The organism is Vibrio sp. Scap24 (genome assembly GCF_013394185.1).
GTDB classification, from domain to species: Bacteria; Pseudomonadota; Gammaproteobacteria; order Enterobacterales; family Vibrionaceae; genus Vibrio; species Vibrio pomeroyi.
In genome coordinates this window covers 1,537,354-1,561,522 of sequence record NZ_CP041333.1, presented here as the reverse complement: position 1 = coordinate 1,561,522, position 24,169 = coordinate 1,537,354, and the positions used below count along the sequence as shown (strand labels likewise).

General features: G+C 44.6%; 23 protein-coding genes. 13 read left to right on the top strand and 10 right to left on the bottom strand.

Going from position 1 to position 24,169, the window contains the following annotated elements:
- Nucleotides 1-116: 116 nt before the first annotated feature.
- From FLM53_RS22300 to FLM53_RS22290, 3 genes are read right to left on the bottom strand one after another with little or no spacing between them, the layout of a single operon-like run.
- Nucleotides 117-530, bottom strand: a complete 414-nt coding sequence (locus FLM53_RS22300) for a biopolymer transporter ExbD (protein WP_176679357.1) — start codon at nt 528-530, stop codon at nt 117-119.
- Entirely contained in the window at nt 527-1,228 is a 702-nt protein-coding gene (locus FLM53_RS22295; RefSeq protein WP_176679358.1) for a MotA/TolQ/ExbB proton channel family protein, read from the bottom strand. The genes FLM53_RS22300 and FLM53_RS22295 overlap by 4 nt, the downstream gene beginning before the upstream one ends.
- Nucleotides 1,229-1,230: 2 nt before the next feature.
- The gene (locus FLM53_RS22290; protein ID WP_176679359.1) at nt 1,231-2,034 is read right to left on the bottom strand and encodes an energy transducer TonB; all 804 of its coding nucleotides are present in this window, start codon (nt 2,032-2,034) and stop codon (nt 1,231-1,233) included.
- 161 nt (nt 2,035-2,195) lie between these two features.
- Between FLM53_RS22290 and hutW the strand changes: the two genes are divergently transcribed.
- The 4 genes from hutW to FLM53_RS22270 all read left to right on the top strand — a co-directional run bounded on the left by hutW (nt 2,196) and on the right by FLM53_RS22270 (nt 5,542).
- Nucleotides 2,196-3,605, top strand: a complete 1,410-nt coding sequence (gene hutW, locus FLM53_RS22285; protein ID WP_176679360.1) for a heme anaerobic degradation radical SAM methyltransferase ChuW/HutW — start codon at nt 2,196-2,198, stop codon at nt 3,603-3,605.
- A gap of 58 nt (nt 3,606-3,663) precedes the next feature.
- Nucleotides 3,664-4,185 (top strand): heme utilization cystosolic carrier protein HutX, encoded by a 522-nt coding sequence (hutX, locus tag FLM53_RS22280; protein WP_008215687.1) that lies wholly within the window; start codon nt 3,664-3,666, stop codon nt 4,183-4,185.
- Between the two features lie 118 nt (nt 4,186-4,303).
- A complete protein-coding gene (gene hutZ, locus FLM53_RS22275) occupies nt 4,304-4,834 on the top strand; it encodes a heme utilization protein HutZ (protein WP_004731858.1) in 531 nt (176 codons plus the stop codon).
- Between the two features lie 162 nt (nt 4,835-4,996).
- The gene (locus FLM53_RS22270; protein WP_176679361.1) at nt 4,997-5,542 is read left to right on the top strand and encodes an ATP:cob(I)alamin adenosyltransferase; all 546 of its coding nucleotides are present in this window, start codon (nt 4,997-4,999) and stop codon (nt 5,540-5,542) included.
- A 92-nt stretch (nt 5,543-5,634) separates the two neighbouring features.
- Here FLM53_RS22270 and FLM53_RS22265 read toward each other — a convergent pair whose 3' ends face one another.
- On the bottom strand, nt 5,635-6,549 hold the full coding sequence (locus FLM53_RS22265) for a chemotaxis protein (RefSeq protein WP_176679362.1): 915 nt from the start codon (nt 6,547-6,549) through the stop codon (nt 5,635-5,637).
- 169 nt (nt 6,550-6,718) lie between these two features.
- On the opposite strand from FLM53_RS22265, the gene ppiC reads away from it, so the two are divergent.
- Nucleotides 6,719-7,039, top strand: a complete 321-nt coding sequence (gene ppiC, locus FLM53_RS22260) for a peptidylprolyl isomerase PpiC (RefSeq protein WP_017630085.1) — start codon at nt 6,719-6,721, stop codon at nt 7,037-7,039.
- A 282-nt stretch (nt 7,040-7,321) separates the two neighbouring features.
- Nucleotides 7,322-8,728: an alpha-amylase family glycosyl hydrolase gene (locus tag FLM53_RS22255; RefSeq protein WP_176679363.1), complete on the top strand. Its 1,407-nt coding sequence runs from the start codon at nt 7,322-7,324 to the stop codon at nt 8,726-8,728.
- A gap of 80 nt (nt 8,729-8,808) precedes the next feature.
- Here the strand turns inward: FLM53_RS22255 and FLM53_RS22250 are convergent, their stop codons facing one another.
- The 4 genes from FLM53_RS22250 to FLM53_RS22235 form a co-directional block, all read right to left on the bottom strand.
- Entirely contained in the window at nt 8,809-10,680 is a 1,872-nt protein-coding gene (locus FLM53_RS22250) for a methyl-accepting chemotaxis protein (protein WP_176679364.1), read from the bottom strand.
- Between the two features lie 436 nt (nt 10,681-11,116).
- Nucleotides 11,117-12,487, bottom strand: a complete 1,371-nt coding sequence (locus FLM53_RS22245; RefSeq protein ID WP_086775662.1) for a YjiH family protein — start codon at nt 12,485-12,487, stop codon at nt 11,117-11,119.
- A 228-nt stretch (nt 12,488-12,715) separates the two neighbouring features.
- Nucleotides 12,716-13,390, bottom strand: coding sequence for a YoaK family protein (locus FLM53_RS22240; RefSeq protein ID WP_017630089.1), 675 nt, complete (start codon nt 13,388-13,390; stop codon nt 12,716-12,718).
- Nucleotides 13,391-13,540: 150 nt separating this feature from the next.
- Nucleotides 13,541-14,023 (bottom strand): GFA family protein, encoded by a 483-nt coding sequence (locus FLM53_RS22235; protein WP_176679365.1) that lies wholly within the window; start codon nt 14,021-14,023, stop codon nt 13,541-13,543.
- A gap of 32 nt (nt 14,024-14,055) precedes the next feature.
- Here FLM53_RS22235 and FLM53_RS22230 point away from each other — a divergent pair, with 32 nt between their 5' ends.
- The 3 genes from FLM53_RS22230 to FLM53_RS22220 all read left to right on the top strand — a co-directional run bounded on the left by FLM53_RS22230 (nt 14,056) and on the right by FLM53_RS22220 (nt 16,813).
- A complete protein-coding gene (locus FLM53_RS22230) occupies nt 14,056-14,709 on the top strand; it encodes a hypothetical protein (RefSeq protein ID WP_176679366.1) in 654 nt (217 codons plus the stop codon).
- 126 nt (nt 14,710-14,835) lie between these two features.
- A complete protein-coding gene (locus tag FLM53_RS22225) occupies nt 14,836-15,135 on the top strand; it encodes an isoamylase early set domain-containing protein (RefSeq protein WP_017630092.1) in 300 nt (99 codons plus the stop codon).
- 367 nt (nt 15,136-15,502) lie between these two features.
- The gene (locus FLM53_RS22220) at nt 15,503-16,813 is read left to right on the top strand and encodes a peptidoglycan DD-metalloendopeptidase family protein (RefSeq protein WP_123309493.1); all 1,311 of its coding nucleotides are present in this window, start codon (nt 15,503-15,505) and stop codon (nt 16,811-16,813) included.
- Nucleotides 16,814-16,919: 106 nt separating this feature from the next.
- On the opposite strand, the gene FLM53_RS22215 is transcribed toward FLM53_RS22220, so the two are convergent.
- On the bottom strand, nt 16,920-18,764 hold the full coding sequence (locus FLM53_RS22215) for a bifunctional diguanylate cyclase/phosphodiesterase (protein ID WP_176679367.1): 1,845 nt from the start codon (nt 18,762-18,764) through the stop codon (nt 16,920-16,922).
- A gap of 139 nt (nt 18,765-18,903) precedes the next feature.
- Entirely contained in the window at nt 18,904-19,800 is an 897-nt protein-coding gene (locus tag FLM53_RS22210) for a LysR family transcriptional regulator (RefSeq protein ID WP_176679368.1), read from the bottom strand.
- A gap of 108 nt (nt 19,801-19,908) precedes the next feature.
- Here FLM53_RS22210 and FLM53_RS22205 point away from each other — a divergent pair, with 108 nt between their 5' ends.
- From FLM53_RS22205 to FLM53_RS22190, 4 genes are all read left to right on the top strand, one after another.
- The gene (locus FLM53_RS22205; RefSeq protein ID WP_176679369.1) at nt 19,909-21,114 is read left to right on the top strand and encodes a multidrug effflux MFS transporter; all 1,206 of its coding nucleotides are present in this window, start codon (nt 19,909-19,911) and stop codon (nt 21,112-21,114) included.
- Nucleotides 21,115-21,195: 81 nt separating this feature from the next.
- The gene (locus FLM53_RS22200) at nt 21,196-22,122 is read left to right on the top strand and encodes a LysR family transcriptional regulator (RefSeq protein ID WP_176679370.1); all 927 of its coding nucleotides are present in this window, start codon (nt 21,196-21,198) and stop codon (nt 22,120-22,122) included.
- Between the two features lie 115 nt (nt 22,123-22,237).
- Nucleotides 22,238-23,437, top strand: coding sequence for an MFS transporter (locus FLM53_RS22195; protein WP_176679371.1), 1,200 nt, complete (start codon nt 22,238-22,240; stop codon nt 23,435-23,437).
- Nucleotides 23,438-23,580: 143 nt separating this feature from the next.
- A complete protein-coding gene (locus FLM53_RS22190; RefSeq protein ID WP_017057980.1) occupies nt 23,581-23,931 on the top strand; it encodes a hypothetical protein in 351 nt (116 codons plus the stop codon).
- The last annotated feature ends 238 nt before the right edge of the window (nt 23,932-24,169 follow it).

Sequence of the window (24,169 nt, the reverse complement as noted above, 5' to 3'; positions counted from 1 at the left end):
AAGATACTCAGTGAGCAGTCCATTCGCATTGTGAGTTCGAGTCGATAGAGAGGCTTAACTCTGATTGTTTAGTCTTATCGGTCAGAAGCCAAACCTCGTGAAAATTGAGTCTTGTTCTAGCCATCGTCAGTGAGCAATTGAGTCGCTGGTATTCCGTTCTCTTGAAGGAATGAAAGCAGCTTCACTAAGTTTTCAACGTTGGCAGCTTTATCCGCGCCAATGATGATCGGCTTTTTATCTGTTGAGCCTGTCTCTTCTAACAAGGCAATCTTGAAGTTTTCCCAGTCGATGTACTCTTGGCCGTTAATCGCCCAGTAAGGTTCATGGTCTAGAATGTTGACGCTAATCGAGTCTTTGTGGACTTCAGTAACGTTTTTAACGTCAGAACTAGGCAGTTCAACTTCTAGTGACTCCAGCTTTACTGATGCCGTAAGCAATAGAAAAACCATCACGATAAAAATGATGTCGAGCAGCGGTGTTAAGTCCGGCGCTAGGCTCTGTGTGTGAGATGAGTGGGGCGTCTTAATCATGCTTGGCTCACATCACCGATAGAGGTTTTGTTGACAGGCTTACCTTGAGTATCATCAGATTGATTGGTTTGAATCGACATGCCTTCTAGCCACACATTCACATAGTTCAGGGTATGTTCTAGCTGAGCAAGCACTCGGTCAGCCCAAAGGCCTAATAGCTGTGCGCCTGAAATTGCAGGAAGTGCGATCATCAAGCCCGCAGCTGTCGTTCTCATTGCTAGTCCAAGGCCGTCGGCCAGATCGCTCGGTGTGATGCTGCCAGTAGTCGCGGCAACACCTTTGAACATTTCAATAAGGCCAAGTACCGTACCAAGCAGTCCAATCAATGGGCTAATCACACCGATTAAACCAAGCAATCTTAGGCCCGCATGCAATTGGTGGCGTTTCTCTTGTAGCCAGATCCCCGCTGCATCTTCACGTAAACCTTTTGAGAAAGAGTGGTGAGCAAGCAACATCGAAACGCCCTTGTACAGTAGCGGTCGTTTACCTGAAATCGACTGAGCGAGCGCTTCAATCTCTTTGCTATTGGTTGGTGAGATCTGATTGAGCTCACGACGAATAGCACGTTTGCCAACGCCAATGCTTAACATAACTTGGAAGACACGTTCTGCGATGATCATTGCTGTTAATGCAGAGCAGATAAGAAGAGGCCAAGTCATTAAGCCCAGTTGATCTTGTAAGTAACTGATTTGTTGCATGATTAATCCAACCTAAAACGAACAGGTATTTGTACTCGGTGAGCAATCGCTCGACCATTGACAGTATGAGGTGAGAATTTCCATTGTTTAATGGCATCTAAAGCGGCGTTATCGAGCATTAGTGCGCCTGATGAATTTACTAATGCTTGTTTAATTTGTTTGCCTTCTGCGTCTAACCAGATCTCATAAGTTGCGACACCTTCAACGCCACGACGTCTGGCTTGGCGAGGATAATTCGGCGGTGTAGGGCGTGCAGAGAAAGAAGGCTTAGTCACTAGCACCGGCTCTTGGTTTGATACGCCTTGGTTTACTTCCTGAGGTTGGTTGGCAGACTCGTCCATATTCTTATCGACTTTCTTGTCGGCCAGCTTCTCTGGTTGAGTGGCTGGTTCTGGGCGTTCTTTCTTCACGACCTTTTTCTCAGTCACAGGTTTCTTTTGAACCGGCTTCTTCTCGACTTTCTTTTCAACAACCTTTTTCTCTACTTTCTTCGGTTGAGGCTTATTGGTGATCGCTTTTTTCTTTGGTGTCGGTTTGGCTTGCTTTGGCTCAACGGCCTTCGGCTCGACAGGTTTAGGCTCGGCTTGTGAAACCGTCTCCTCAATTGGTTTTGGTTCAACGGGTTCTGTAACCGTTTTTTGCTGAGCTTGCGAAGGAGCGCTTTTAGGCGTGAAGTTGATCGATACCGTGTTCGATTGGCTACCTGCAGGCATCGCAAATACTTTGGATTCTTGAGCGACAAACAACAGCGCCGCATGAATCACCAACGATGCACCGCCTGCAATAACATATCTAGGAACGTTCACAATCAATCCTTTACCAAATCAAAATTCTGTATCGGATTATTGCTTAGAATCTAAATAAGATCAATTATCAATTGCATTATCATTTGGCTCTATTTATGATTCTCTCAGTTTTTAGCGAATAGTCTTCCAGACTTTGCTATGTAAGTGTTTAGAGAGATTATATGAGTCTTAATATTTATAAATTTGACGAATCAATCTTGGGTGTTTCTAGCCCTGATCCGCTTCGTTTTGCGTTTGCGAAAAAGCATTCTGCACATGCCGGAGGAAGTTCAATTCCGGTCGACCCGAGCAAGAAGTTGGAGCTCTTTGATGAACTGATGCTAAGCGAAGGGAAGAAACAGGATAAGCGTTGCTTGTATATCCATATTCCTTTCTGCCGTGTGCGCTGTACGTTCTGTAACTTCTTCCAAAATGCCGCAAGCCGCAAATTAGTGGATGAGTACTTCGATGCTCTGATGGTTGAGTTGAAGCAAAAAGCCAAAACGCCTTGGGCTCAGTCTGGATTATTTCACGCCGTCTACATTGGTGGTGGAACACCTACCGATCTATCGCCTCTGCAGGTAGAGCAATTAGGTAAAGCGATTCGCCAATACTTCCCTCTAGCGAACGATGTGGAAATGACCTTGGAAGGGCGCATCAATCGCTTTGGCGATGAGATGTTTGATCGTGCGCTTGAAGGTGGTTTCAACCGTTTCTCCTTTGGTATTCAAAGTTTCAACACTCAAGTTCGACGCAGTGCCAAGCGCTTAGACGACCGAGAGGTTGTGTTGGAACGTATCAGTGCTTTGAGTCGTACTGAGCAAGCGCCCATCGTTCTGGATTTGCTGTACGGATTACCATACCAATCTATGGAAGTGTTCCAACAAGATTTAGAAGACTACATGTCTACTGGTGCACACGGTATCGACCTCTACCAACTGATTGTTGGGGGCAATGCTCCTATGCTTAATCTTGTTGAGAAAGGAAGAATCCCACCGCCGGCCAATACGCCTGATAAGGCGAGCATGTACTTGGCGGGTGTTGAGTTCATGGCCAAGCACAAAGTTAAACAACTGAGTGTGAATCACTGGACTCGCGATAACCGCGAACGCAGCATTTACAACAGCTTAGCGAAAACTTATGCCGAGGTGCTTCCAATTGGTTGTGGTGCTGGTGGCAATATTGGCGGCCACGGTGTGATGCAACATCGAACTTTAGACAGCTACATGGAGTCTATAAAACAAGGTCAGTTGCCGATTGCGATGATGACGAAGCAAAGCTCATTAGAGCCAATCTTCTCGACATTAAAGGCAGGCTTTGATTCTGGTGTTGTTAGAAGAAGTACGTTGCCGACCTTTATGGGACAAGACACGTTTGATTACTTGAAGCCTCTGTTTTCACATTGGGAAAAGAATGGCTTGGTTGAGCTTTCGGAAGATTACTTGAGCCTGACTATTGCTGGCAGCTTCTGGGCAGTAAGCCTGGCTCAGAGTGTGATTCAAGTGCTTAACGCTGAATATCAAGCGATGCACCCAGCGCCGAAAGCATCAGGTTCGGGCGTTCACCCGCATGCAAGCTTGAAGCACGCTTAATATCGAATTTTAAATTTAGAACTTACGTAAATTACTCGTTTATACGGAAACATATTCAATGACAGATACAACATTAGAAATGACAGAAACTCTAGAACAACGTGTCGCTCGCATTCTAGAAGAAGAGCCAAAACTGCTTCCTACTGCAATTGCTGAGAAGCTCGGTGTTTCAGAGGTTGAAGTGGTTGCTGCTTTTCCAAACGACATGGCAGTGATGCTAGATGGCAGCCGTGCTCAAGAAATTCTTGAAGGTTTAGTTGGCTGGGGCCCAGTGACCACTATCGTGCATTCATTCGGCTCAATCTTCGAAGTAAAAGCGCCGTTCCCTAAAGGCAAAGTAGCACGTGGTTACTACAACCTTATGGGCAAAGAAGGCGAGCTTCATGGTCACCTGAAACTCGACAACGTGAAACAGATCGGTTTGGTGAGCAAAGCATTCATGGGCCGTGAAAGTCATTACTTCGGTTTCTTCAGTGAAACGGGCGAGAACATTTTTAAGATCTACCTAGGCCGCAATGAAAAGCGTGAGCTTATTGCCGACCAAGTAGAACGCTTCAAAGCGCTAAAAGCACAAGCTTAAACAGAATCAGCAGTAATAGTTAATAGACATCGATGCTCGAGGATCGTTTAGTTCGCTAATGATCGCTCAACCTCGGGCAAAAATAATAAATCAGAGAAAGTGAATAAAGGAATTACCCATGGAACAGCAAGTAAAACAAGAACGTCTACAAGGTCGCCTAGGTCCAGAAATTAAAGAGTTTCGCCAAGAGCGCCGTACCCTTCAACTTGCAACAGTTGATGAAGAAGGTCGCCCAAACGTAAGTTATGCACCTTTCGTTCAGAACCAAGAAGGTTACTTTGTTCTAATTTCTGATATTGCTCGTCATGCTCGTAACTTGAAAGCTAACCCTCAAGTGTCTTTGATGATGATTGAAGACGAAGAGAGCTCGAAGCAGCTTTACGCGCGTAAGCGTCTAACGTTTGATGCGCAAGCGAGCGTTGTAGAACGTGAAACAGAGCTTTGGACTCAAGTGATCGGCCAGATGCAAGAGCGTTTCGGCGAGATCATCGATGGTTTGAGCCAGCTTCAAGATTTCTCTCTGTTCAACCTTAAAGCAGAGAACGGCCTGTTCGTTAAAGGCTTTGGTCAGGCATACCAAGTATCGGGTGATGATCTAGTAGATTTCGTTCACCTGCAAGAAGGCCACAAAAAAGTATCTAACGAGTAATCTCGTTTAACTGGTTATTTTAGAAGCCCTCCAATGTGAGGGCTTTTTTTCGTCTAAAAATCGTTGTAAACACACTGGGCGTAAATGTGAGAAAAAGCAGACTAAATCAAAGAGTTTGGTATATTGGCGCCTGATTAATTATTTATGTGTAAGGATCGCTACGTGAAACCAGTAAGTCGAGATTGGGATGAGTTCTGTTACCCGTTCATTTATGAAGACAGTCCTATCTGTGATTTTGAGATCCTATCGGACGAGCTTTGCTGCCGAGTTGGATTGGTTCTTTCATTGGAATTGGAACCACAAGTTCGTGAGATCCTGCAACGCTTGCAGCCGAATATCTATCATTTGAATGGTTCCGTACGTGGGAAGTTAGCGATTACTGAATCCGAATTGGTCGAACTTAAGCAGGATTACCACCGCATCCGTGAGCAGCTAGAAGGTGGTTTTAAAGGCTTTGTATTACCGGGTGGGAATCGAGTGTCGAGCGAGCTTCACTTGTGCCGTTGTCAGGCTAAGAAAGTGGTGCGAGCTTTGGTAAGCATTGAGCACCATGAAAGTAAAAAGTCACCTGATCCGATTCTTTTTAAATACGCTAACTTAGTCGCGAACACACTGTATGCCTTGGCGTCTTTCACTAATCATGTCAATGAGGTAGAGGAAGTGGAATTCGTGAGTAAGAGCTATTCGATGCCCAAAAAGAAAGACTAGCTGTGAGCTCTATTTGGGATAAGAGATGAAAAACTAAGAATTGAAGAAGCTAAACCCTTGAACTTGATGTTGGTTTAGCTTCGTGAATAGTTTTAAGCCGCTGTAGAGGCGTTGTTTAAGACTTTTGCGCCGCGTAGCATGGCTTCGATTAACTCACCTGCATTGAACTTCTCAAGCGCTTCGTGGGCACCTACCTGATTAGCACGGTCGACACAGATCTCACTCGATAGTGAGGTATGCAAAATACAGTAAGCATGACTCAATGCACTGTCGTTCTGTACTTCAAACGCAAGTTCGTAACCGTCCAGTCCCGGCATCTCAATGTCACTCACAAGAAGGTCTATCGCTTTGCCTACGCTAGCTTGGCGTCGCATTAGATCAATCGCATCCAAACCGTTATTGCAGATGCTATAAGGAATATTGATGCTGTCTAGGGCATCAGATAACTGCTTACGCGCAATTAAAGAGTCATCCACCAATAAGATGTTTAGCGCTTTGAGTCGCTCCCTTTCTACATCGGTCAGCATTGGAATATGCGCATTCTCATAATCTGGGTAGATCTTAGAGAGCAGTAGTTCGACATCGAGCATTTGCACGATACGATCTTCAAAGCGAGTAATACCCGTCACAAACACGTTGCGACCGACACTCGCTGGTGGCGATTCAATACTCTTCCAATCACATTCAATGATTTTGTCGATTGAGCGAACCAAGAATGCCACAACCGTTCTTAAACAATCAGTCACGATGAGCACACAGTCGTTGTATTCAGCGGGAGTGATCGGGCGAAAACCAATCGCAGCAGACATATCAATCACTGGAACCGTTAGATCGCGAATGGTCACGGTGCCAATCACATGGTGATGAGAGTAGGGGATTTGGGTCATCGGTTGAAAAGGAACGATTTCCCTGACTTTAAGCGTGCCAATCGCAAAACTTTGAGTGAGGGACAATTTGAACATCAACATTCCCTGTGACTGACTCGCTTTACTGATCGGTTTGGCCATAATTGGCTCCTATTTACTACACGCTTAATTTATAAAGAATAATTTAAAGGGAAATAGCAGTCGCGGCAAGTAACTCTACTGTTTTTAGGGGCTTTAAGACGGTTGTTTTCGGTTATAGAGTGAAGAATGGTGTTTCTTGGGTTAAAATCACGCTAAATACTCGCTGTCGATGGTAAGTCGACAAGCAGACAGCAACAAACTGAGAATTATCATGGCAAGAACAGCAGCAGCACTTCATATTCTGGTGAAGCATAAAGAACTAGCAGAAGACATCATGACGCAGCTTAAAAAGGGCGCTAAATTTCAAACGCTAGCGAAGAAACATTCAACCTGTCCATCTGGTAAAAAGGGCGGCGACCTTGGCGAGTTCAAGAAAGGTCAAATGGTACCTCAGTTTGATAAGGTTTGTTTCTCTGGCGAGACGCTTGTACCACATCTTGTAAAAACTAAATTCGGTTGGCACGTAGTTAAGGTTCTTTACAGAACCTAGTGTAAGATATGTGTTAGATGGAATAAAAGGAGCGTATATACGCTCCTTTTTTGTGACTTTTGGGTGCATTTAAAAGCACAATGGCTGAGTGTTCATCCCAGACGTTATGCGATAATTGGTGCTACGCCCTTAACTATCCACCGTGAGTAATTGGTAGGAGGAGGAGGGTTTTTAATGAGTAACTCATATAATAAATGCCATTCTTGAGGAAATTTATGCAGCTTTGCCTTTTAGCCTTTGCCTTTTCTAAAAAGCTGTAAACGAGTTTGGTAGGAGAACAACATGGAGAGTTCAGCTATGTTAAGCAACCCAGCGACAGATGTCATATTGCATGCCTTTGACTGGTGCTACGCTGACGTAATGAAGAACGCCCCACTGATCCTAGAGTTGGGTTATAAATCTGTTTTAGTTTCACCGGCAATGAAGTCGTTACGTGGCCCTAAAGGCTGCGACCGAGATTCTGGTACTCAATGGTGGCAACGCTATCAGCCACAAGACTATCGTGTGATCGATAATCAGTTGGGTGACACACAAGATTTTAAAGCGATGGTCGACACGTTAAAGCAACATGGGCTTCGTACCTATGTGGATGTGGTGTTCAACCACATGGCAAACGAGTCTGGCATTCGCAGTGACTTAACGTACCCGAATCTTCAAGATATGGCGTCTTACCAAAAAGATGCTGACTATTACGAATCGATCCGCTTGTTTGGTGATCTTTCTAAGCCTTTATTTGATGAAAACGACTTTGTGGAAGCGTTTGGCATCAAAAACTGGAAAGACACTTGGGAAGTGCAGAACGGACGTATTACTGGCGGAGCCAGCGATCCTGGTTTGCCAACGCTGTTAGACAACGACAATGTGGTTGCGCAGCAGAGATCCTACCTAAAAGCTCTGAAAGCGATTGGTGTGAAAGGCTTCCGCATTGATGCTGCGAAACACATGACACTGTCACACCTGCGTAAGGTGTGGACTGATGATATCTGCGAAGAAATGCACATCTTTGGCGAGATCATTACCGATGGCGGTGCGACGGAAGAAGAGTACGAGCTGTTCCTTGAGCCATACCTGAAACACACGCGTTTAGGTGCGTACGATTTCCCTCTGTTCAATACCATCTTCAAAGCCTTTGAAGAGCAGGGCAGCTTTAAGTCCCTGATAAACCCTTACTGTTTTGGTCAGGCTCTATCGAACATGAGAGCCATCACTTTTGCTGTGACTCATGACATTCCAAACAACGAGGTATTTTTGGAACATGTGATGGATGAAGTGGACGAGCGATTGGCTCACGCCTTCATTCTTGGTCGTGATGGCGGTGTACCACTGGTTTACAGTGAATTAAGCACGAGCGGCATTTTGGATCAGAATGGTCAGCCTCGTTGGCTTAACGACTGGCAAGCGCCTTACATGAAAAGCATGATTCAATTCCATAATCATGTTCATGGCGAAGCGATGCGTGTGGTTGAAGCGAATGATGACTTGCTTGTATTTGTCCGTGGTGACAAAGGCATTGTGGTGATCAACAAGTCGAAACGCAGCAAAACCGCCTCATTAAATTGGACAGGTGCGGTAACCGATTTAATGTCGGGTGATGTGTTTGAATGTGTGGGTAAGGATTTAACCATCAAGGTGGAATCGAATCAATGCATGATGTTGACCACGAATGAATTGAAACCTGTCACGAGTTAACTCGGATAGGTTAGAAAGAGAAGCCCCGCTTACTGGCAATCAGTAAGCGGGGCTTTTTATTTTAAGCTATTGCTCGGTAGCTAAACCGTAAACTTATTCAATAACTCATCTTGTTGGCGAACATTGTCAGTTTGCTGCTGCATTGCGGTATTCGCTTCTTGAGCTGCTGTAGATACTTGTGTTGAAAGGTCTTTGATCTTAACTGTGTTGTTGTTGATCTCTTCCGCTACTAAGCTCTGCTCTTCTGCTGCTGAAGCAATCTGAATGTTCATATCAGAGATACGCTGAATCGCGTCACGAATGCGGTCAAGTGAAGAGTTCGCTTGCTGAGCACGTTCAACGGCGTCAGTTGCGGTGTCTTTACTTTGGTTCATCGCATTCGATACTGAGCTTGCACCTGCTTGAAGCTGCTCAATCATGTTACGAATTTCAGTGGTTGACTCTTGAGTACGTTGAGCTAGCGTACGAACTTCATCGGCTACGACTGCGAAACCACGACCCGATTCCCCAGCACGTGCCGCTTCAATCGCTGCGTTCAGTGCAAGTAGGTTGGTTTGGTCAGCAATGTCGTTGATTACTTTAAGAATCGTTTCGATGTTTGCGGTTGCTGATTCAAGTACTTGTACTTCTGCAACGGCTTGGTCGATACGCTCAGATAAGTTATCAATCGCTTGAGTGGTTTCACTTACGACAGAGGTACCGTCTAGCGTTGCTTCATCAGCTTCACGAGCCGCAGCCGCAGCGCCTTGAGCGTTGTTTGCTACTTCTGTTGCGGTAACCGCCATCTCGTTCATTGCGGTCGCTAGCTGCTCAAGTTCTTGCAATTGCGTGTTCATTGCATTTGCAGATTCGCCAGCACCTTTCACTGTGAATTCAGTACCACGTTTAATCTCAACACCAATCGCTTTCGATTGAATGATTTGATTTTGCAGGTTTTCGGTAAAGGTGTTGAAGCCTTTCGCTAGGTCAGAGAACTCTTGGTCTGTGTTGGTATCAAGACGCTTAGTTAAGTCACCTTGTCCGCTCGCTACATCTTGAATCGCTTGGTTAAGCGCATCCAGTGGACGCATTAACACGCGGATCAGAACCGTTAGTGCAACGACGCTTAGAATTACCGCAATCAATGAGTAGATCATTGAGCTGTTTTTCAGGTCTTCAACGGTTTGGTAAGCGATCTCTTCATCGAGGATTGCGCCGATGTACCAATCTTCACTTGGGATGTGTGTGAAGTTAACCAGGAACATTTTTCCGTCGACTTCAATCTCTTGAGAGCCTTCACGAATAGTCGCTTGCGGCATGTAGCTTGAAAGCGTTTCACCGTTGTTTTTAGCATTCGGGTGAGCAATCGTCGTGCCGTCGGCTGTCACTAGGAATAAGTAGCCCGCATCGAACAAGTTCACTTGGTTGACTAAGGTCGCAAGGTTGGTCAGTTCTAGGTCGTAGAACATACCTGCAGTAAAGCGGCCGTTGTCTTTAACTGGCGTACCCACTGAGATAATAACTTTCTTACTTGATGCATCCACATAAGGTGCGGTAACAACTAAACTGTTTTTGGATTTAGCATCAATGTACCAAGGACGAATTCGTGGGTCGTAATCTGGACCGGCTTCCCAGCCGTCATCATTTTCAATGACGAAACCGTTTGCTTCATAACCAAAACCAACAGCAAGGAAGCTGTTTTTAAGCTTTGGCTTTTCTAAAATTTCTTTTACGTAAGTACGATCTTGAGGATTGATCTCGATGACTTCAGTCGTCGATTGCGCCAGAGCTTTCTTGGCATTCATCTCGGATACGACGGTATTTTTTACGCCCGAGACCATCTCATTAAGACTCGCATTGACGTGGTTCTCTACAGCACTTCTAACGGTGTAAAGTTGTTGTATTGAAAGCAATGATACTGTCACTAGCAGCAAGGCTGATGATGCAGCAACCACCTTATGGCTAAATTTCATTGAGTTTTCCCCTTCTCACAGGCTTTGCGAAGACTAAAGTTAATCGTGTTTTTCTAATTATATATATCGACGAGATTGAAATTTACTTGAATGTAATTTCACAAAATAGACTACAAAAATACAACAACCCAAACAATACAAAATTCACTAAATCACGTATTTGTTACTTTTATTATTGGGTTCAATGAGTTGGGGAATGGCGCTAGACGGGGTTTAAGGGGGAATTAAGAATGTATTAATTTGCAGACTATGCGTTCAGTTTTCTATTAACAAGAGGCGATGTGAATAAACAATATGAAATTAAATGATATGCAGGGCTTATATATTGATTGAAATCTAAATGACACTGTGTATATATTTTACGCAAATAAAAAGCCCCACAAAAGTGAGGCTTATAATTCTGTCTGCTTATTTACTTATATAAGTAGCATCTAATTTAGAATATTAGATGAGCTACACCAGCGATCACTGGAAGCGTAATTAGAGTACGCAGAATAAAGATAATAAACAGTTCCAAGATGTTCACTGGGATCTTACTACCTAGAAGCAGAGCGCCTACTTCAGACATGTAAATCAGTTGAGTTACCGACATTGCTGCAATAACAAAGCGAGTCATCTCGTTGTCGATAGAAGCGGCAAGGATTGCTGGGATAAACATATCCGCAAAACCAACAACGATCGTTTCAGAGGCTGCAACGGCTTCAGGTACACCAAGTAGCTCTAGGAATGGGATGAAAGGCTGACCTAGGAATGAAAACACAGAAGTGTATTCCGCAATCACCAACGCCATCGTACCAAGACCCATAACCACAGGCAGTACACCAAAGACCATATCAACAGCGTTACGAACGCCTTCGCCAAACACAGACTTAGCCGACTTCACTTGTGATGCTTTGTTTACTGCTAGCTCAAGACCCCAAGAGAATGTTGAGTGACCTGCAGGAATCGCGTCAGCGTCTTTGTGCGGCTTGCTACCGTCAATGAAGGTGTCTTTCTTCATGCTCAGTGGTGGAAGGCGAGGGATGATTACCGCTGCCACAATACCCGCTAAACAGATTGCTGCGTAGAAAGGTAGGAACAAGTGCTCTAACTCTACTTGTGCAATCACAACAAGGCTGAATGTAATCGATACTGCCGAGAAAGTCGTACCAACAACTGCAGCTTCACGCTGTGTGTAGAACTTCTTCTCGTACTGCTTGCTTGTAAGAAGAATACCAACGCTGCCATCACCTAACCAAGAAGCCATACAATCGATAGCACTACGACCTGGTAAGTTGAAGATTGGGCGCATGATTTTGCTTAACAGGGTGCCAAACAGCTCTAGTAAACCGAAGTTAAGTAGAAGAGGCAGTAGCAAACCCGCAAAGATAAATACTGAGAACAGTGTAGGAAGCAGGCCTTCTAACACTAAACCACCGGTGTTTTCTTCCCAAATAAACTCTGGACCCACTTGGAAGAATGCCATGAATGCTGCAGCACCACCAATCAAACGAACCAACAACCACAGTGGAGATGGGTTGAAAAGGCCGTTTAGAAATGAATTCGATGTAATGAATGTAGGCTTGAAAATGGTGCTTAAAACGGAAGCTACAGACATGAAAGCGACGATCGCAGTGATGATAGAGACTAGGTACTCACCGAAAACCGCTTGAATTGACTTGGCTAAGATCGCTACAGGGATGGTGAGATCGCCTTGGTAGCTGATTGGTGCCATGAAAAGGAATAAACCAATCAATGATGGGATTAAGAAAACCCAGAAACTGCCTTTAGATTTCTCTGTTTGAGCAGTATTCGTGTTGTTAGACATGTTATTGTTCTCGAATTTCTACACGTAAAAAAGCCACATCCTTGGCATTTTTATTCACTAAACGTCCGTATTTTCTCATTGGGTGCAAGATTACCCAGTATTAATATCGCTTGCAATACTATTCATCAAATATCGCTAAGTATTCACACTGGTTATTCTGCAACTCCTTAAGAGTTTAGAATAAAGTGTTGCGGATGTTACGTAGTTTGAGGATATATTGCCAGGTATTTATAAATTTACTGGCGTTTCAGTTCGATAGGTCAAGTATAGCCAATAGCTAAACGCAATGATGAAGGCGAAAGAGGCAGGGAACGCCAGAGCTAATATTTCGAAGCGTTGGAACAAGCAAGCACCCGTTAGGCCTCCAAATAGAAAACCGACAACGATGAACATCAGCAGTTTGGCTTTGCGGCGGTCAAAGGGCATGCCTTTGAGGCGAGCACCAATCATGATCCCAAGATCCGTGATGATCCCGCTCATGTGTGTGGTACGAATGATCGCACCGCTATAAGTCGTGATCATCGCGTTCTGCAACCCACATGCGGCTGAAGCGAAGTATTGGCCGGACATGTAACCTTGTAATAGTGCCCAAAGCGCCAAGAACAACAACCCACCTTCAATACACAGCGCGACACCGTAGCGGCGTCCTAGCTTCAGTGCTTGGTTCTCAATAAAGAACCCACTGAAGGCTGCGCCTAACATAAAGCTCATGATCACCAATAGAAGGTGCACGGATGCCGAAGTTGGGGTGAGTAGACTGCTGCCGAGTAAAGACATGGTGCCAGAGATGTGTGAGATGGCTTGATGTTGGAAACCAAGTAAACCAATAGCATTTACGCTGCCAGCAAGGCCTGCTAACAGTAACGCGCCGTATTCAACCCAGCGAGGTAGCTTAGAAATCATGTGGTTCACCCTGGGTTAGAAAGAGGAGCAGATTATAACGCTAGCGAAAAGATACGCTAGCGTTGCGGCGCTTTCATATTTGATCTTGGGCAACAGTATTGCAGTTTGTTTCTTTATAGGTGCTACCGCAATACTTGAGGGATGTAGCCACTAATTATAGTGACTCATTTGATGGTCAAATTTGACCCAACCATGTTTGCGCTCTTCATAAACTGAAAAACTTGGCAGTGGAAAATCTTGTTCTTTAAACAGCCCGAGAGGGACGATATAAAAATCGGCAGCGGCAACAGATTGTAAAAGCATAGTGGTGCCACATTGAGGACAAAATTGATAGGTGACTTCATTGCCGGTATCGCTGATGCGTGAGAAAGAGGTGACCTCTCCGCTGAGTGTGACTTGTTCAATTGGGAACCGAGCTTGAACGCCGAACACGCTTCCTGTGCGTTTTTGGCATTCATAACAATGACACACAGAGGTGCGTTGAGGCTCACCGCGACATACGAGATTGACGGCTCCACAGCGGCATTCGCAACTTCTGATATTTCTGTCTTTAATATGATTGATATCCATCCATGCTCCACTTCTGGTTAACCCTGTATTGATAATTATACTAAAGCCCTTTATGGTCTGCACAACTGGATGAAAACAAAAGAATATAATTGCTCATGAAAAAGAAAATCTTGCCTATACCTCTGATTTTACTGATTCCAATCGTCATGCTGGTCGTGGTGATACTGGCGGGTGTTTACCGTTTTAGTTTAAGTGATGAAGAAATCTTAGCTAAGTTTCCTTCTTCTCAAGTCAGTTATGACCCAGTGGTAGAAACCGTTTTTGATTTGAAGACAACCAACCCATGGACAATTAAAGTACCTGAAACTAACGCATATGCTTTTATTAATGAAATCGATGCGCCAAAAGCAATCGCGTTTGGTCGTTATGATTCTGGAGTAGAGCGCGGTGTGGTGACTGTTGATACGAAAAGCCTTTCTGCGGTGACCTTGGGCAACGCGAGTTTTTTCGTTGCGCCAATGTGGATATCGAATCAAGGCAGCGGCGTATTCTATTACCTTGGTCTGTTCAAACATGATCAGCAGCGAAGCCGTGTGGTGTTAGTTGACCAGCTTTTCTTGGGTGATCGTGTGCACATTCAGACTTTGGATGTTGCTCAGCAGCCAGATTCGCAATCACAGAAAAAACTCACTGGGGAAGGTTTTATCGGCTTTACTCAGCATTCTGCGGAACAATCATTTGCAGAACCCCCTTCTGAAAAGGTGTTGATGAGCTTTTCTTTTGATACGCAATCAATTGGTAAGCAATAGCGTTTTCGTTAGTGCAAGGATTTGTTGTTTATGTGAGCCAAATTACATATTATCTTAATAAGATGAATGAAATTTAGACACTTTTTTATGCTTGTGTCTGCTTACTTTTACAAATGGAGCTTGCGAATGATTAATAAACGTTTTTTTAAGACGAAAGATGAAGTGGAAGTGACCTTCGAGCTAGAAGCTCAAGAAGCGAACTCTGTATCCATTGTTGCTGACTTCCTTGACTGGAAAGCTACGCCAATGAAAAAACTGGCGAAAGGAAAAGTCTACAAATTCAAAACTCGCTTACCTAAAGATGGCGAGTTTCAATTTCGCTACCTAGTTGATGATCAGCAATGGGTAAACGATTCGAATGCCGACCGTTACATTCCCAATGAATTTGGCGAAGACAACTGTCTAGTGTCGACGGTTAACGCTTAATCGCGACCGTTTGTTTTAGGTAAAAAGTCGCGTTTTTTGAACTCAGCCGTTTTGCTTCAATCGTGATAATGGATTGAGTCGTTTAAGTGCTTCATTTTCTAAAAACAGCGACTAATTCGCTTCGTTTATTAATTATTCGAAACGGAATAACGTAAATCAATAGAAAGCAGAAACTAGCCGTTTCTGCTTTTTTATTTTCAAATTTAGCGGTTAATTTTATTTGGAGAGAAGTGAACGTTCACTTACGGCAACTCAATGACTTAGCTCTACGTAGACAGATTCACGTCATATTATGACATTGCATTGATGATTTATGCGTTTGAAAAGCATATCCTATGCCTTTATATCGTAGAAAGACCTGTTTACCGTGTATTCAAAAATATTTCCCTCTCCGTTTGCTGAGCTTTCACCTGTAAAAAAAGTAGCTATTTTGGGACTGCCACTTATTGCTGCGATTGGTGTTGCTTTGCAATCGTCACAATCGGATCTGACGAAAACGATCGATCTTGATTTACCCGACTCAACCGTGATTGAGTCTATTCTGTCACCTTCTTCTGTTACTGTTATCGAGCCGCCAACGTTTGAGTACCAAATTCAAACGGGTGATAACTTAAGTAGTATCTTCACTCAGCTTGGATTTTCTTATAAATCGATGATGAGCGTGATGGAAACCGATTTAAACTTCCTTGCGTTAGACACGCTTCGTCCAGGCAACACATTGCGTTTTTGGCGTGATGAGGCGACGGGCGATCTTTCTAAAATGGAACTTCAATTTAGTGTTGCGGATAAAGTGGTTTACCGACTGCTTGAAGACGGCACATACGAGTTTGAAGATATCTCTATTCCGGGCGAATGGAAGCAGCGACCTCTCGTGGGTGATATCCATGGCAGCTTTTCAATGTCGGCGAATAAAGCTGGCCTGAACAGCCTTGAGATTGACCATATTGTGACCCTTCTTAAAGACAAGCTGAACTTCAGCCGTGACTTACGTGCTGGCGATCAGTTTGAGGTGCTTCAGAAAGCGCAATTCGTTGATGGTGTTGCTACAGGCAAACGCGAAATTGAAGCAATTAAAATCATTAACAAGAACCGTGTAGTGTCTGCGTATCTTCATACCGATGGCCAATACTACGATGCGGATGGTGATAGCCTTCAACGTGCTTTCCAACGTTACCCTGTAAGCAGCAGCTGGCGTCAGAGTTCTCAATTTAACCCTAAACGTCTACACCCGGTGACTGGCCGAATCTCACCGCACAATGGTACGGATTTCGCGACACCAATTGGCACGCCTGTTCAAGCAACGGGTGACGGCAAAGTGATCATGACGCGTAAACACCCTTATGCGGGTAACTATGTGGTGATTCAACACGGTAGCACTTATAAAACGCGTTACTTGCACTTAAGCAAGATCCTTGTTCGTAAAGGACAAACGGTATCTCGTGGTCAACGTATTGGCCTATCGGGTAAAACGGGTCGAGTGACAGGTGCTCACTTGCACTATGAACTGATTGAACGTGGTCGCCCTGTTGATGCGATGAAAGCGAATATCCCAATGGCCGATTCTGTGCCTAAAAAGGAAAAAGCGACATTCACAGCCGCGAGAGATGAAGCCGATAAGCTATTGAAGGCAGCGTTAGAAACGCGCAATCTAGCAATGGTTAATAATGCTAGTAAGTAGCTAGCCATTAAACTGTTTTAAAGCCGCAAGAGCATCACAAAGCACAGTCAGCGTTAAGTGATGCTCTTGCGGCTTTTTAGTTCTCAAGAGAAGGTTCGGTAAGGGTTTAAACTAAAGGCTCTGAGTGCGCGACATAGCTAACGATAGCTTCAGGTCGCATTGGAGGTGAGTAGAGGTAACCTTGGATCTTGTCACATCCCATCGCGTGCAGTTTTTCTAATTGCTCACGCTTCTCAACACCTTCCGCAACCAAAGATACATCGAGTCTATGGGCTAGTTGAACAATCAGCCATACTACGCTTTCTGAGGTCGAACTAGTTAACAAGTCTCGAATAAAGGTCGCATCAATTTTAATGCAATCAATCGGGTAGCTGTGGATGTAGTTCAAACTGGAGTAGCCTGTACCAAAGTCGTCGAGTGCAATCGTGAAGCCTTGTCCTCTCAGAAAGTTAAGCGCGGATTTTGTCTCTTGTGTTGGCGATAACAGAACGGTTTCGGTTAATTCGATAACAAACTCATTCGCCTTAAAATGGTGTTGTTCAATGGTTCGAGTCAGGTAGGAGATATAACGCTTCGAATCGGTAAGCTCATGCGCGGAGCAGTTGATTCCAAGCTTAACCTTATAGCCCAAGCCTTGCTCTAGTGTCGTTTTAGCGCGGCACACCAATTCAATAATGCGTTCGCCTAATTCGACAATCAGCCCTGATTCTTCAGCCACTTGAATAAACTCTACAGGTGAGATGTCTCCATGTCTGGCGGTTTTCCAGCGAGTCAGTACCTCGAAATATTCCCACTGCGTCTCACTTTGACCAACAATTGGCTGTACCACCACGTACATGCCATTGCTGTCGGGGACGTAGCTTTGTGAAATTGGGTTTTCAAGTTCACTTCTTAGAGCAGCGACTAGCTCGGTTTTTCTTTGGTAACGAACTCTTAAGTGAGTGTCATAACATTGAATATGCGTATCTTGGCTGTGTTTACACTCTTTCAGCGCCAAGCTGGTGTTGAAGATGATTTGCTCAACGTCTTTGTTGTCTCCATCCGAACTGGCAATTCCGATGCTGACGTCGAAATCTATCTTGATATCAACACTAATGTAGCCTTGCTTAATTTTGGCGAGTATTTGTTCGCAAACAGCTATCGGGTCGGAATGGTAGGTGATGAAGGCGAACTCATTGCCCGCAGTTCGAAAAGTCAGGTTGCTCTCCGGTAAAGTGCGGCGCAATGTTTCTGCGACAAACTGCAGCACCTTGTCGCCAATATAATTACCGTGCATATCATTAATGGCTTTGAAGCTATTGATGTCGAGCAAGGCCAATGTAAATGGGGTAACACTCTGTTGAGTGATTGATTCTAAGGTATCGGACAAGCAGCTGCGATTTAACAAACCAGTTAAGCTGTCGTGTGATACCTCGTAACTCAGCTGATTTACCAGCTGTTCAGAACGATCGTTAAACCACATCTCTCTTAATGTGTGGATGATGATGTCAGCAAATAGCTGATGATGTTTTATCACATCATTTTGTTGATCTGGGCTTAGAGGAGAGGTGAACGTTGAGAACAGCACTCCCATGACTTCACCACTTTGGGTACGAGTAGGAATCGCGATCGAGTTCTGTGACGTGATTTCCTGTCTAAACGCCGACGTAGGAAGTGACTGAATGACATATTGGGCAAACGAACAATCTGGGTGACGTTGATTCACTGCTTGCTGGTAGATGTGACCATGACGCGCGTTGATTTTGTCATGCAGTACATGGTCGGAATGGGCAATCACCAAGGGAACCGTTTGGTCTGGAAAGTACTTCTTTTCGATGATACTGGTGTATTGAGTACCAAATGTTTGGTGCAACGTGAGCACAGCCGACTCTAAAAGGTCGATACCTTCCAACTTAAGTAAACGCCCAATGCGCTCTGTATCTATCATGCTGTTGTGGGTATGTTGAGTCATAGTCACCATCCATAGCTAACCAGAATCATTGCGTAAGCCGTTTATGTAAGGTCTTGTCTATCTGTGTATACAAAACAATATGCGTCTAGTTTATTATTGGTCGTGTTGTATAACTTTTCAAATTTAAATGTGATTTATTTCACAGAATCTGAGTGCTTCGCTCTCGGTCCAATCTCTCTTTGAGGTGATCCAAAAACAGCTTGGTTCGAGTGTGTGAGTAATCAAGCTTAGGGTAGTACGCGTAAACCATCACTTCGTCTGCTGTTATATTTGGCAATACTGGAACTAATGTCCCTTGTTTGAGATCTTCTTTGATCATCGCTTTGATGGTTAACAATACGCCCATACCACGCTTCGCCGCATGAAATAACGCCTCTGGATTGGTGGTGGCAAAGTTACCGTTTAACGTGATTCGCTGCCCTTTGGTGAGTGCTACTTCACGGGTCGGACGCTCTCCCCAAATCAACGAGTTGTGTTGCTCTAAATCTTGCTCACAAGTGGGGTAACCGTGCTTGGCGAGATAGCTTGGTGCTGCATAGAAGCTGGCTCTATGCTCGAACAATGGCGTTTTCTTGAAGCTTAATGAGTTGAGTTGTTCTAGTTCACGACTGATCACCAAGTCCAAACCAAGCTCGGGTAATTGACCGGGCGTAGTGGTGATGAGTTGAACCTTAATATCAGGGTACTTTTCTAAGAAGTCGTCCATGTATTGCACAAGAAACTTAGAACCAACCGCAATGGTCGCGCCTATCTTGAGCAAGCCCGCTGGGGTTTGGTTGACCGAGCGAGTTTCATCAATGATCGACTGCCAATTGTCGAGCTGATCTTTAGCTCTTTGATAGAAGAGTGCGCCTGCTTCAGTTTGGCTAATTGAGCGAGTGGTGCGCTTTAAAAGTTGAGTGCCAATACGCTCTTCCAGCCAGTTTACTCTTTTGCTGATCGCTGAGCTGGTGGTATTGAGTTTGCGCGCAGCGCCATTGAAACTGCCTTCTTCAACCACTCTAACGTAGCTTTTTACGTTGAGAATCCAATCCATATTATTTCCTGTTGGGACTTAATTAAATTCCAATTTGGTTAATTATCAATTACTGGTTTTGAATATAAACTTATATCATGAACAAATATCAAACGAATAGGGAATTTTTTGAGCCAATCGACCTTTAAAAAAACGCCATTACTGTTAGCAATGATGATCATTGCGACGGGACAAGTGGGTGTCAGCATCTACTTGCCAGCACTGCCGCTGATTGCTTCTGACTTAAGTGTTACCCAAGTGGATGTGCAACTGCTCGTCACACTTTTTCTTGTGGGTTTCGGCTTATCGCAGCTGTTTTATGGGCCGATGTCCGATGCGGTGGGAAGACGACCTATTTTCTTGTTAGGTCAGGGTGTTTATTTGATTGGTACTGTCGTTTGTTTTGCCTTTTCTGACAACATGACAGCGTTGGAAGTGGGACGATTACTGCAAGGATTAGGGGCGGGTAGTGCCTCGGTATTGGGGCGAAGCGTACTGCGTGACAGTTATGATGGCCCTCAGCTAACGAAAGCTTTGTCTTACATTTCCCTGACGGCTTCGATCATGCCGATCATTGCACCTGTATTTGGTGGCTGGATTTCATTCCACCTTGGATGGCAGGCCGTGTTCTTGTTTGTTCTATTGTATTTGTTAGCGATATTCACACTGGGTTATTTCGTGTTGCATGAGACTCTGCCATATGGGAAGAGCCGTTTTGAAGTCAGTCAAGTGGTGAAAAACTATGGGCGCTTGTTGACCAACCGCCAAGTGATAAGCAGCGCCAGCTATAACTGGATGAGTTACATGGCGAGTTTGGTGTCGTTATCTCTATTCCCATTTTTAATGCAGGAGCAACTAGGGCTGACAGCGGCTGAATATGGATCTTTGATGATTGTGCCTTCGGCAGGATTGTTGATTGGTAGCGTGGCGTTGAACATACTCAATCGTCGATTCAGTACGCCTCAGTTAATGAGCCTCGCGATTTTGATTATACTGGCGTCTGGCTCTTGGTTGTTAACACATGAACTCTCCATCTTTAATCTAGTGTGGGCATTTACTTGGTTGGCGATCGCACAGGGTATCTCTTTCCCTCTTTCTATCAGCATGTTGTTGGAGCCTCACAAGAAGCAAGCAGGCGCGGTGTCTGCTCTATCCGGTTCGATTCAAATGTGTTTGGCGGGTTTGCTAGGTGGATATTTGGTTGAAAGTTGGGTTACGACTCACCTACAACTGGGCGTGTTCTATCTTATCATCGGCGCGGGTATGGGCGGTGTGCTTTGGTCTTCAGCGAGAATGAACAAGAAAGCGGACAACGCGGAAGTAGAATTCAGCTAAATGAATAAGTACGGCTCGGTTACTCAGCTCTAAAAAGATGCGATACTTCAAGTAACTGAGTGATAGTGAGCTGAGATACTTATGGAAATCAAAGTGCTTCGTAGTTTTGTGGCCGTAGCAACCCACCGTAGTTTTTCGAGGGCAGCAAAAGAGCTGCATACGGTGCAGCCTGCTATTAGTCGCCACATTACCAGCCTTGAAGATGAGTTGGGTGTTAAGCTTTTCTTCCGCACATCGCGAGAAGTCACGATTACCGCTGCGGGTTCAAGGTTGTTGCAAGATGCGCTCCATCTGATTGAACAAACCGAGAGCACCAAACAAGCCGTCATCCAGTCCGCCTCTGGTGTGGTAGGTAGCCTAAAGATAGGGTATCTAGGAGGAGCAACGCTCGGCTTTCTTCCTGCTTTAGTTCGAAATTATCTCCAACATAATCCAAATATCGATGTCGGTTTGTATGAAATGACCGTGTCTGAGCAAATTGAAGCGCTTGAGAAACATGACATTGATATCGCTTTCTCGCGCGTTTTGCCTGCTGGTTTCGAAGATAACTACATATCGACCAATATCTACACCGACAAGCTGGTGGCAGCGGTTTCTATCACGCATCCTTTAGCAAATCAGGATGAAATCAATCTCAGCGAACTCAATAATGATCCTTTTGTTTTGTTCGAGCGCGATCAGGCTGTTGGGCTATTCGATGCCATCATCACTCAGTGTCAAATGTCAGGCTTCTCACCCAACATCAAGAAACAGCCGAGTCAGATGCAGGCCGTACTTACTCAGGTTGCTGCAGGGCTAGGGGTGACTATTGTGCCTTATTCGGTAAAAGACCTTAGGTGCGATGAATGTTCATTCCTGTCTCTTAGATCCAATCAAGCTATTGACTCAAAGCCCGTTGAGATCCCTTTGGTCATGACCCATCACCGCCATACTCTCTCCCCAACGGCTCGCGTGTTTGCCGAACTTGTATACTGCGAGATTGATAATATCCGTCGTAAAATGACCTAAAACCTATCTATACAATAACGTTATAGATTCTAGATTAAATGGCTATTTCTGTTATTTAAAGCATCCCCTTAAACTCTACTCATCAACGCAATGAGACAGAATCTAAGGGTGAAACATGAAACAAGCTCAAAGAGAATCACTAGGCACAGGTCGTTTACTGTTAATGTCTAGTGCAGTATCTGCAACAGCCGCCAATCTTTACTACAACCAACCAATATTGCCGAAAATTGGTGCTGAACTGGGTTTATCAAGTGAGCAGCTCGGCTCTATTCCAGCTGCGGGTCAGATAGGATATGCAGCGGCATTATTGTTTCTATCGCCATTGGGGGATAAGTTACCGCGTAAGCAACTCATCTCGATTCTCTCTGTATTACTTGTCATATCATCATTAGTGGCTTCAAACGCTTCCACTTTGTTGGCTATGGTGTTGGCTTGTTTTGCTATTGGTCTTAGCGCGAATATTACGCAGCAACTCATCCCTTTTGCGGCCTCTTTAAGTACACCTGAAACCAAAGGTCGAGTAATCGGTACCTTAATGACAGGTTTAACCGTTGGTATTTTGCTTTCTCGTACAGTCAGTGGCTTTATAGGGGAACAATATGGTTGGCGCGCGGTGTTTATTATGTCTGCCGTTTTAGCATCATTGTTTGGTGTATTGCTTTACGTGTTTTTGCCGTCCAATAAACCGACCAATAACATGCCTTATCTCAAGCTAGTGGGAAGCATGGCGACGTTAGTGAAACAGCATGCGATTTTACGAAAATCAGCGCTGACTGGTGCGTTGTGGTTTGCTTCATTTAATGCGCTGTGGGCAACGTTGGCATTGCACGTGAGTGAAGCGCCGTTCAATTACAACGCTCAACAGGCGGGTTTGTTCGGTGTGGTGGCACTGGCAGGCGTGATTGGTGCAAAGGTATCGGGCGCGATTGTGAGTAAGTTCGGCTCTCGCAAGATGATCAACATGGCGTTGGTTTTGATTGTGGTTGGCTTTGCGGTATCAGGCCTGTTCGGCGATCACTTAATGGGTCTCATTGTTGGCATCATTCTAATCGACTTAGGCGTGTTCAGTGCACAGGTCTCTAACCAAGTTCGTGTGTTTTCCATCGACCCGCAAGCGCAAAGTCGTATCAATGGTATTTACATGCTGGGTTACTATTTAGGTGGCGCGTTTGGTTCGTTTGCTGGCGTGTTGTCGTTTGAACACTTTGGTTGGCATGGCGTTGCGGTATTCAGTGCTCTGATAGTCGTCGCAAGCTTGGTGGTTAACAACCGAAAAGACCAAGGCGCTGCGATTCAGGCGGAGCTTAATGTCTAAGTGAGGTCGCTGAGTCAAGATGAATAGAGTTCGTGGTATGAATAGAGCTCTTTGGGATAATAAGAAGTGCTTTATCGTTAAGACGTTGTATTTGTCTGACTGGTTTTCTACAATACTGGCGTCCATTTAATAGGTAAAACAAAATGCAGCAAAATGAATTTGAAGTACTGGTAAAAGCTATCTGCGCACTAGATGGTCTACCTCAAGCACTTGAGCTATTGAAATCCAATGAGGATACTGAAGTTGCTGAGGCTGCCGCTTCACTGACTGGTCAATTTGCGCTAGCGGAAGTGGAAGGCGAAAAGCGCATTTACCACGTGACGCTTCAAGAGAATGAACAAGGCGAAGAGCAAGAGTACATCGAACATGTAATGAATGAAGGCGATGACTTAATCAAATTTGCAGCTTGGTTCTTCGAAACTATGTTCGAATTAAAGCAAAAAGATACTTACCAAATTGCGGGTAAAACTTACCGTCAGCCAAAGCGTAGCTAAGGCTTTAGTTATCGTTAACGACTTCAGCATCAAAGCATGAAGTTTAAGCGAAGCATTTAAAAAAGCAGCTCACATGGGCTGCTTTTTTTATGGGTGTTTCAATCGAGATCCTAAGCGGCATTACACGTATTGCATCAAAGCCAAAACGAGTCACAGCTTAAGTTATTGATATATAAATATACTTTTGATTATGATTACAACGGGAATACTCGCGGTGTAATAAAACGCACTAACTTGC

Bases quoted from the DNA above. Each gene is read 5' to 3' on its own strand.
- FLM53_RS22300 (WP_176679357.1), bottom strand. From the start codon at position 530: ATGATTAAGACGCCCCACTCATCTCACACACAGAGCCTAGCGCCGGAC.
- FLM53_RS22295 (WP_176679358.1), bottom strand. From the start codon at position 1,228: ATGCAACAAATCAGTTACTTACAAGATCAACTGGGCTTAATGACTTGG.
- hutW (WP_176679360.1), top strand. From the start codon at position 2,196: ATGAGTCTTAATATTTATAAATTTGACGAATCAATCTTGGGTGTTTCT.
- hutX (WP_008215687.1), top strand. From the start codon at position 3,664: ATGACAGATACAACATTAGAAATGACAGAAACTCTAGAACAACGTGTC.
- hutZ (WP_004731858.1), top strand. From the start codon at position 4,304: ATGGAACAGCAAGTAAAACAAGAACGTCTACAAGGTCGCCTAGGTCCA.
- FLM53_RS22265 (WP_176679362.1), bottom strand. From the start codon at position 6,549: ATGGCCAAACCGATCAGTAAAGCGAGTCAGTCACAGGGAATGTTGATG.
- ppiC (WP_017630085.1), top strand. From the start codon at position 6,719: ATGGTAAGTCGACAAGCAGACAGCAACAAACTGAGAATTATCATGGCA.
- FLM53_RS22255 (WP_176679363.1), top strand. From the start codon at position 7,322: ATGGAGAGTTCAGCTATGTTAAGCAACCCAGCGACAGATGTCATATTG.
- FLM53_RS22250 (WP_176679364.1), bottom strand. From the start codon at position 10,680: ATGAAATTTAGCCATAAGGTGGTTGCTGCATCATCAGCCTTGCTGCTA.
- FLM53_RS22245 (WP_086775662.1), bottom strand. From the start codon at position 12,487: ATGTCTAACAACACGAATACTGCTCAAACAGAGAAATCTAAAGGCAGT.
- FLM53_RS22240 (WP_017630089.1), bottom strand. From the start codon at position 13,390: ATGATTTCTAAGCTACCTCGCTGGGTTGAATACGGCGCGTTACTGTTA.
- FLM53_RS22230 (WP_176679366.1), top strand. From the start codon at position 14,056: ATGAAAAAGAAAATCTTGCCTATACCTCTGATTTTACTGATTCCAATC.
- FLM53_RS22225 (WP_017630092.1), top strand. From the start codon at position 14,836: ATGATTAATAAACGTTTTTTTAAGACGAAAGATGAAGTGGAAGTGACC.
- FLM53_RS22215 (WP_176679367.1), bottom strand. From the start codon at position 18,764: ATGACTCAACATACCCACAACAGCATGATAGATACAGAGCGCATTGGG.
- FLM53_RS22210 (WP_176679368.1), bottom strand. From the start codon at position 19,800: ATGGATTGGATTCTCAACGTAAAAAGCTACGTTAGAGTGGTTGAAGAA.
- FLM53_RS22200 (WP_176679370.1), top strand. From the start codon at position 21,196: ATGGAAATCAAAGTGCTTCGTAGTTTTGTGGCCGTAGCAACCCACCGT.
- FLM53_RS22195 (WP_176679371.1), top strand. From the start codon at position 22,238: ATGAAACAAGCTCAAAGAGAATCACTAGGCACAGGTCGTTTACTGTTA.
- FLM53_RS22190 (WP_017057980.1), top strand. From the start codon at position 23,581: ATGCAGCAAAATGAATTTGAAGTACTGGTAAAAGCTATCTGCGCACTA.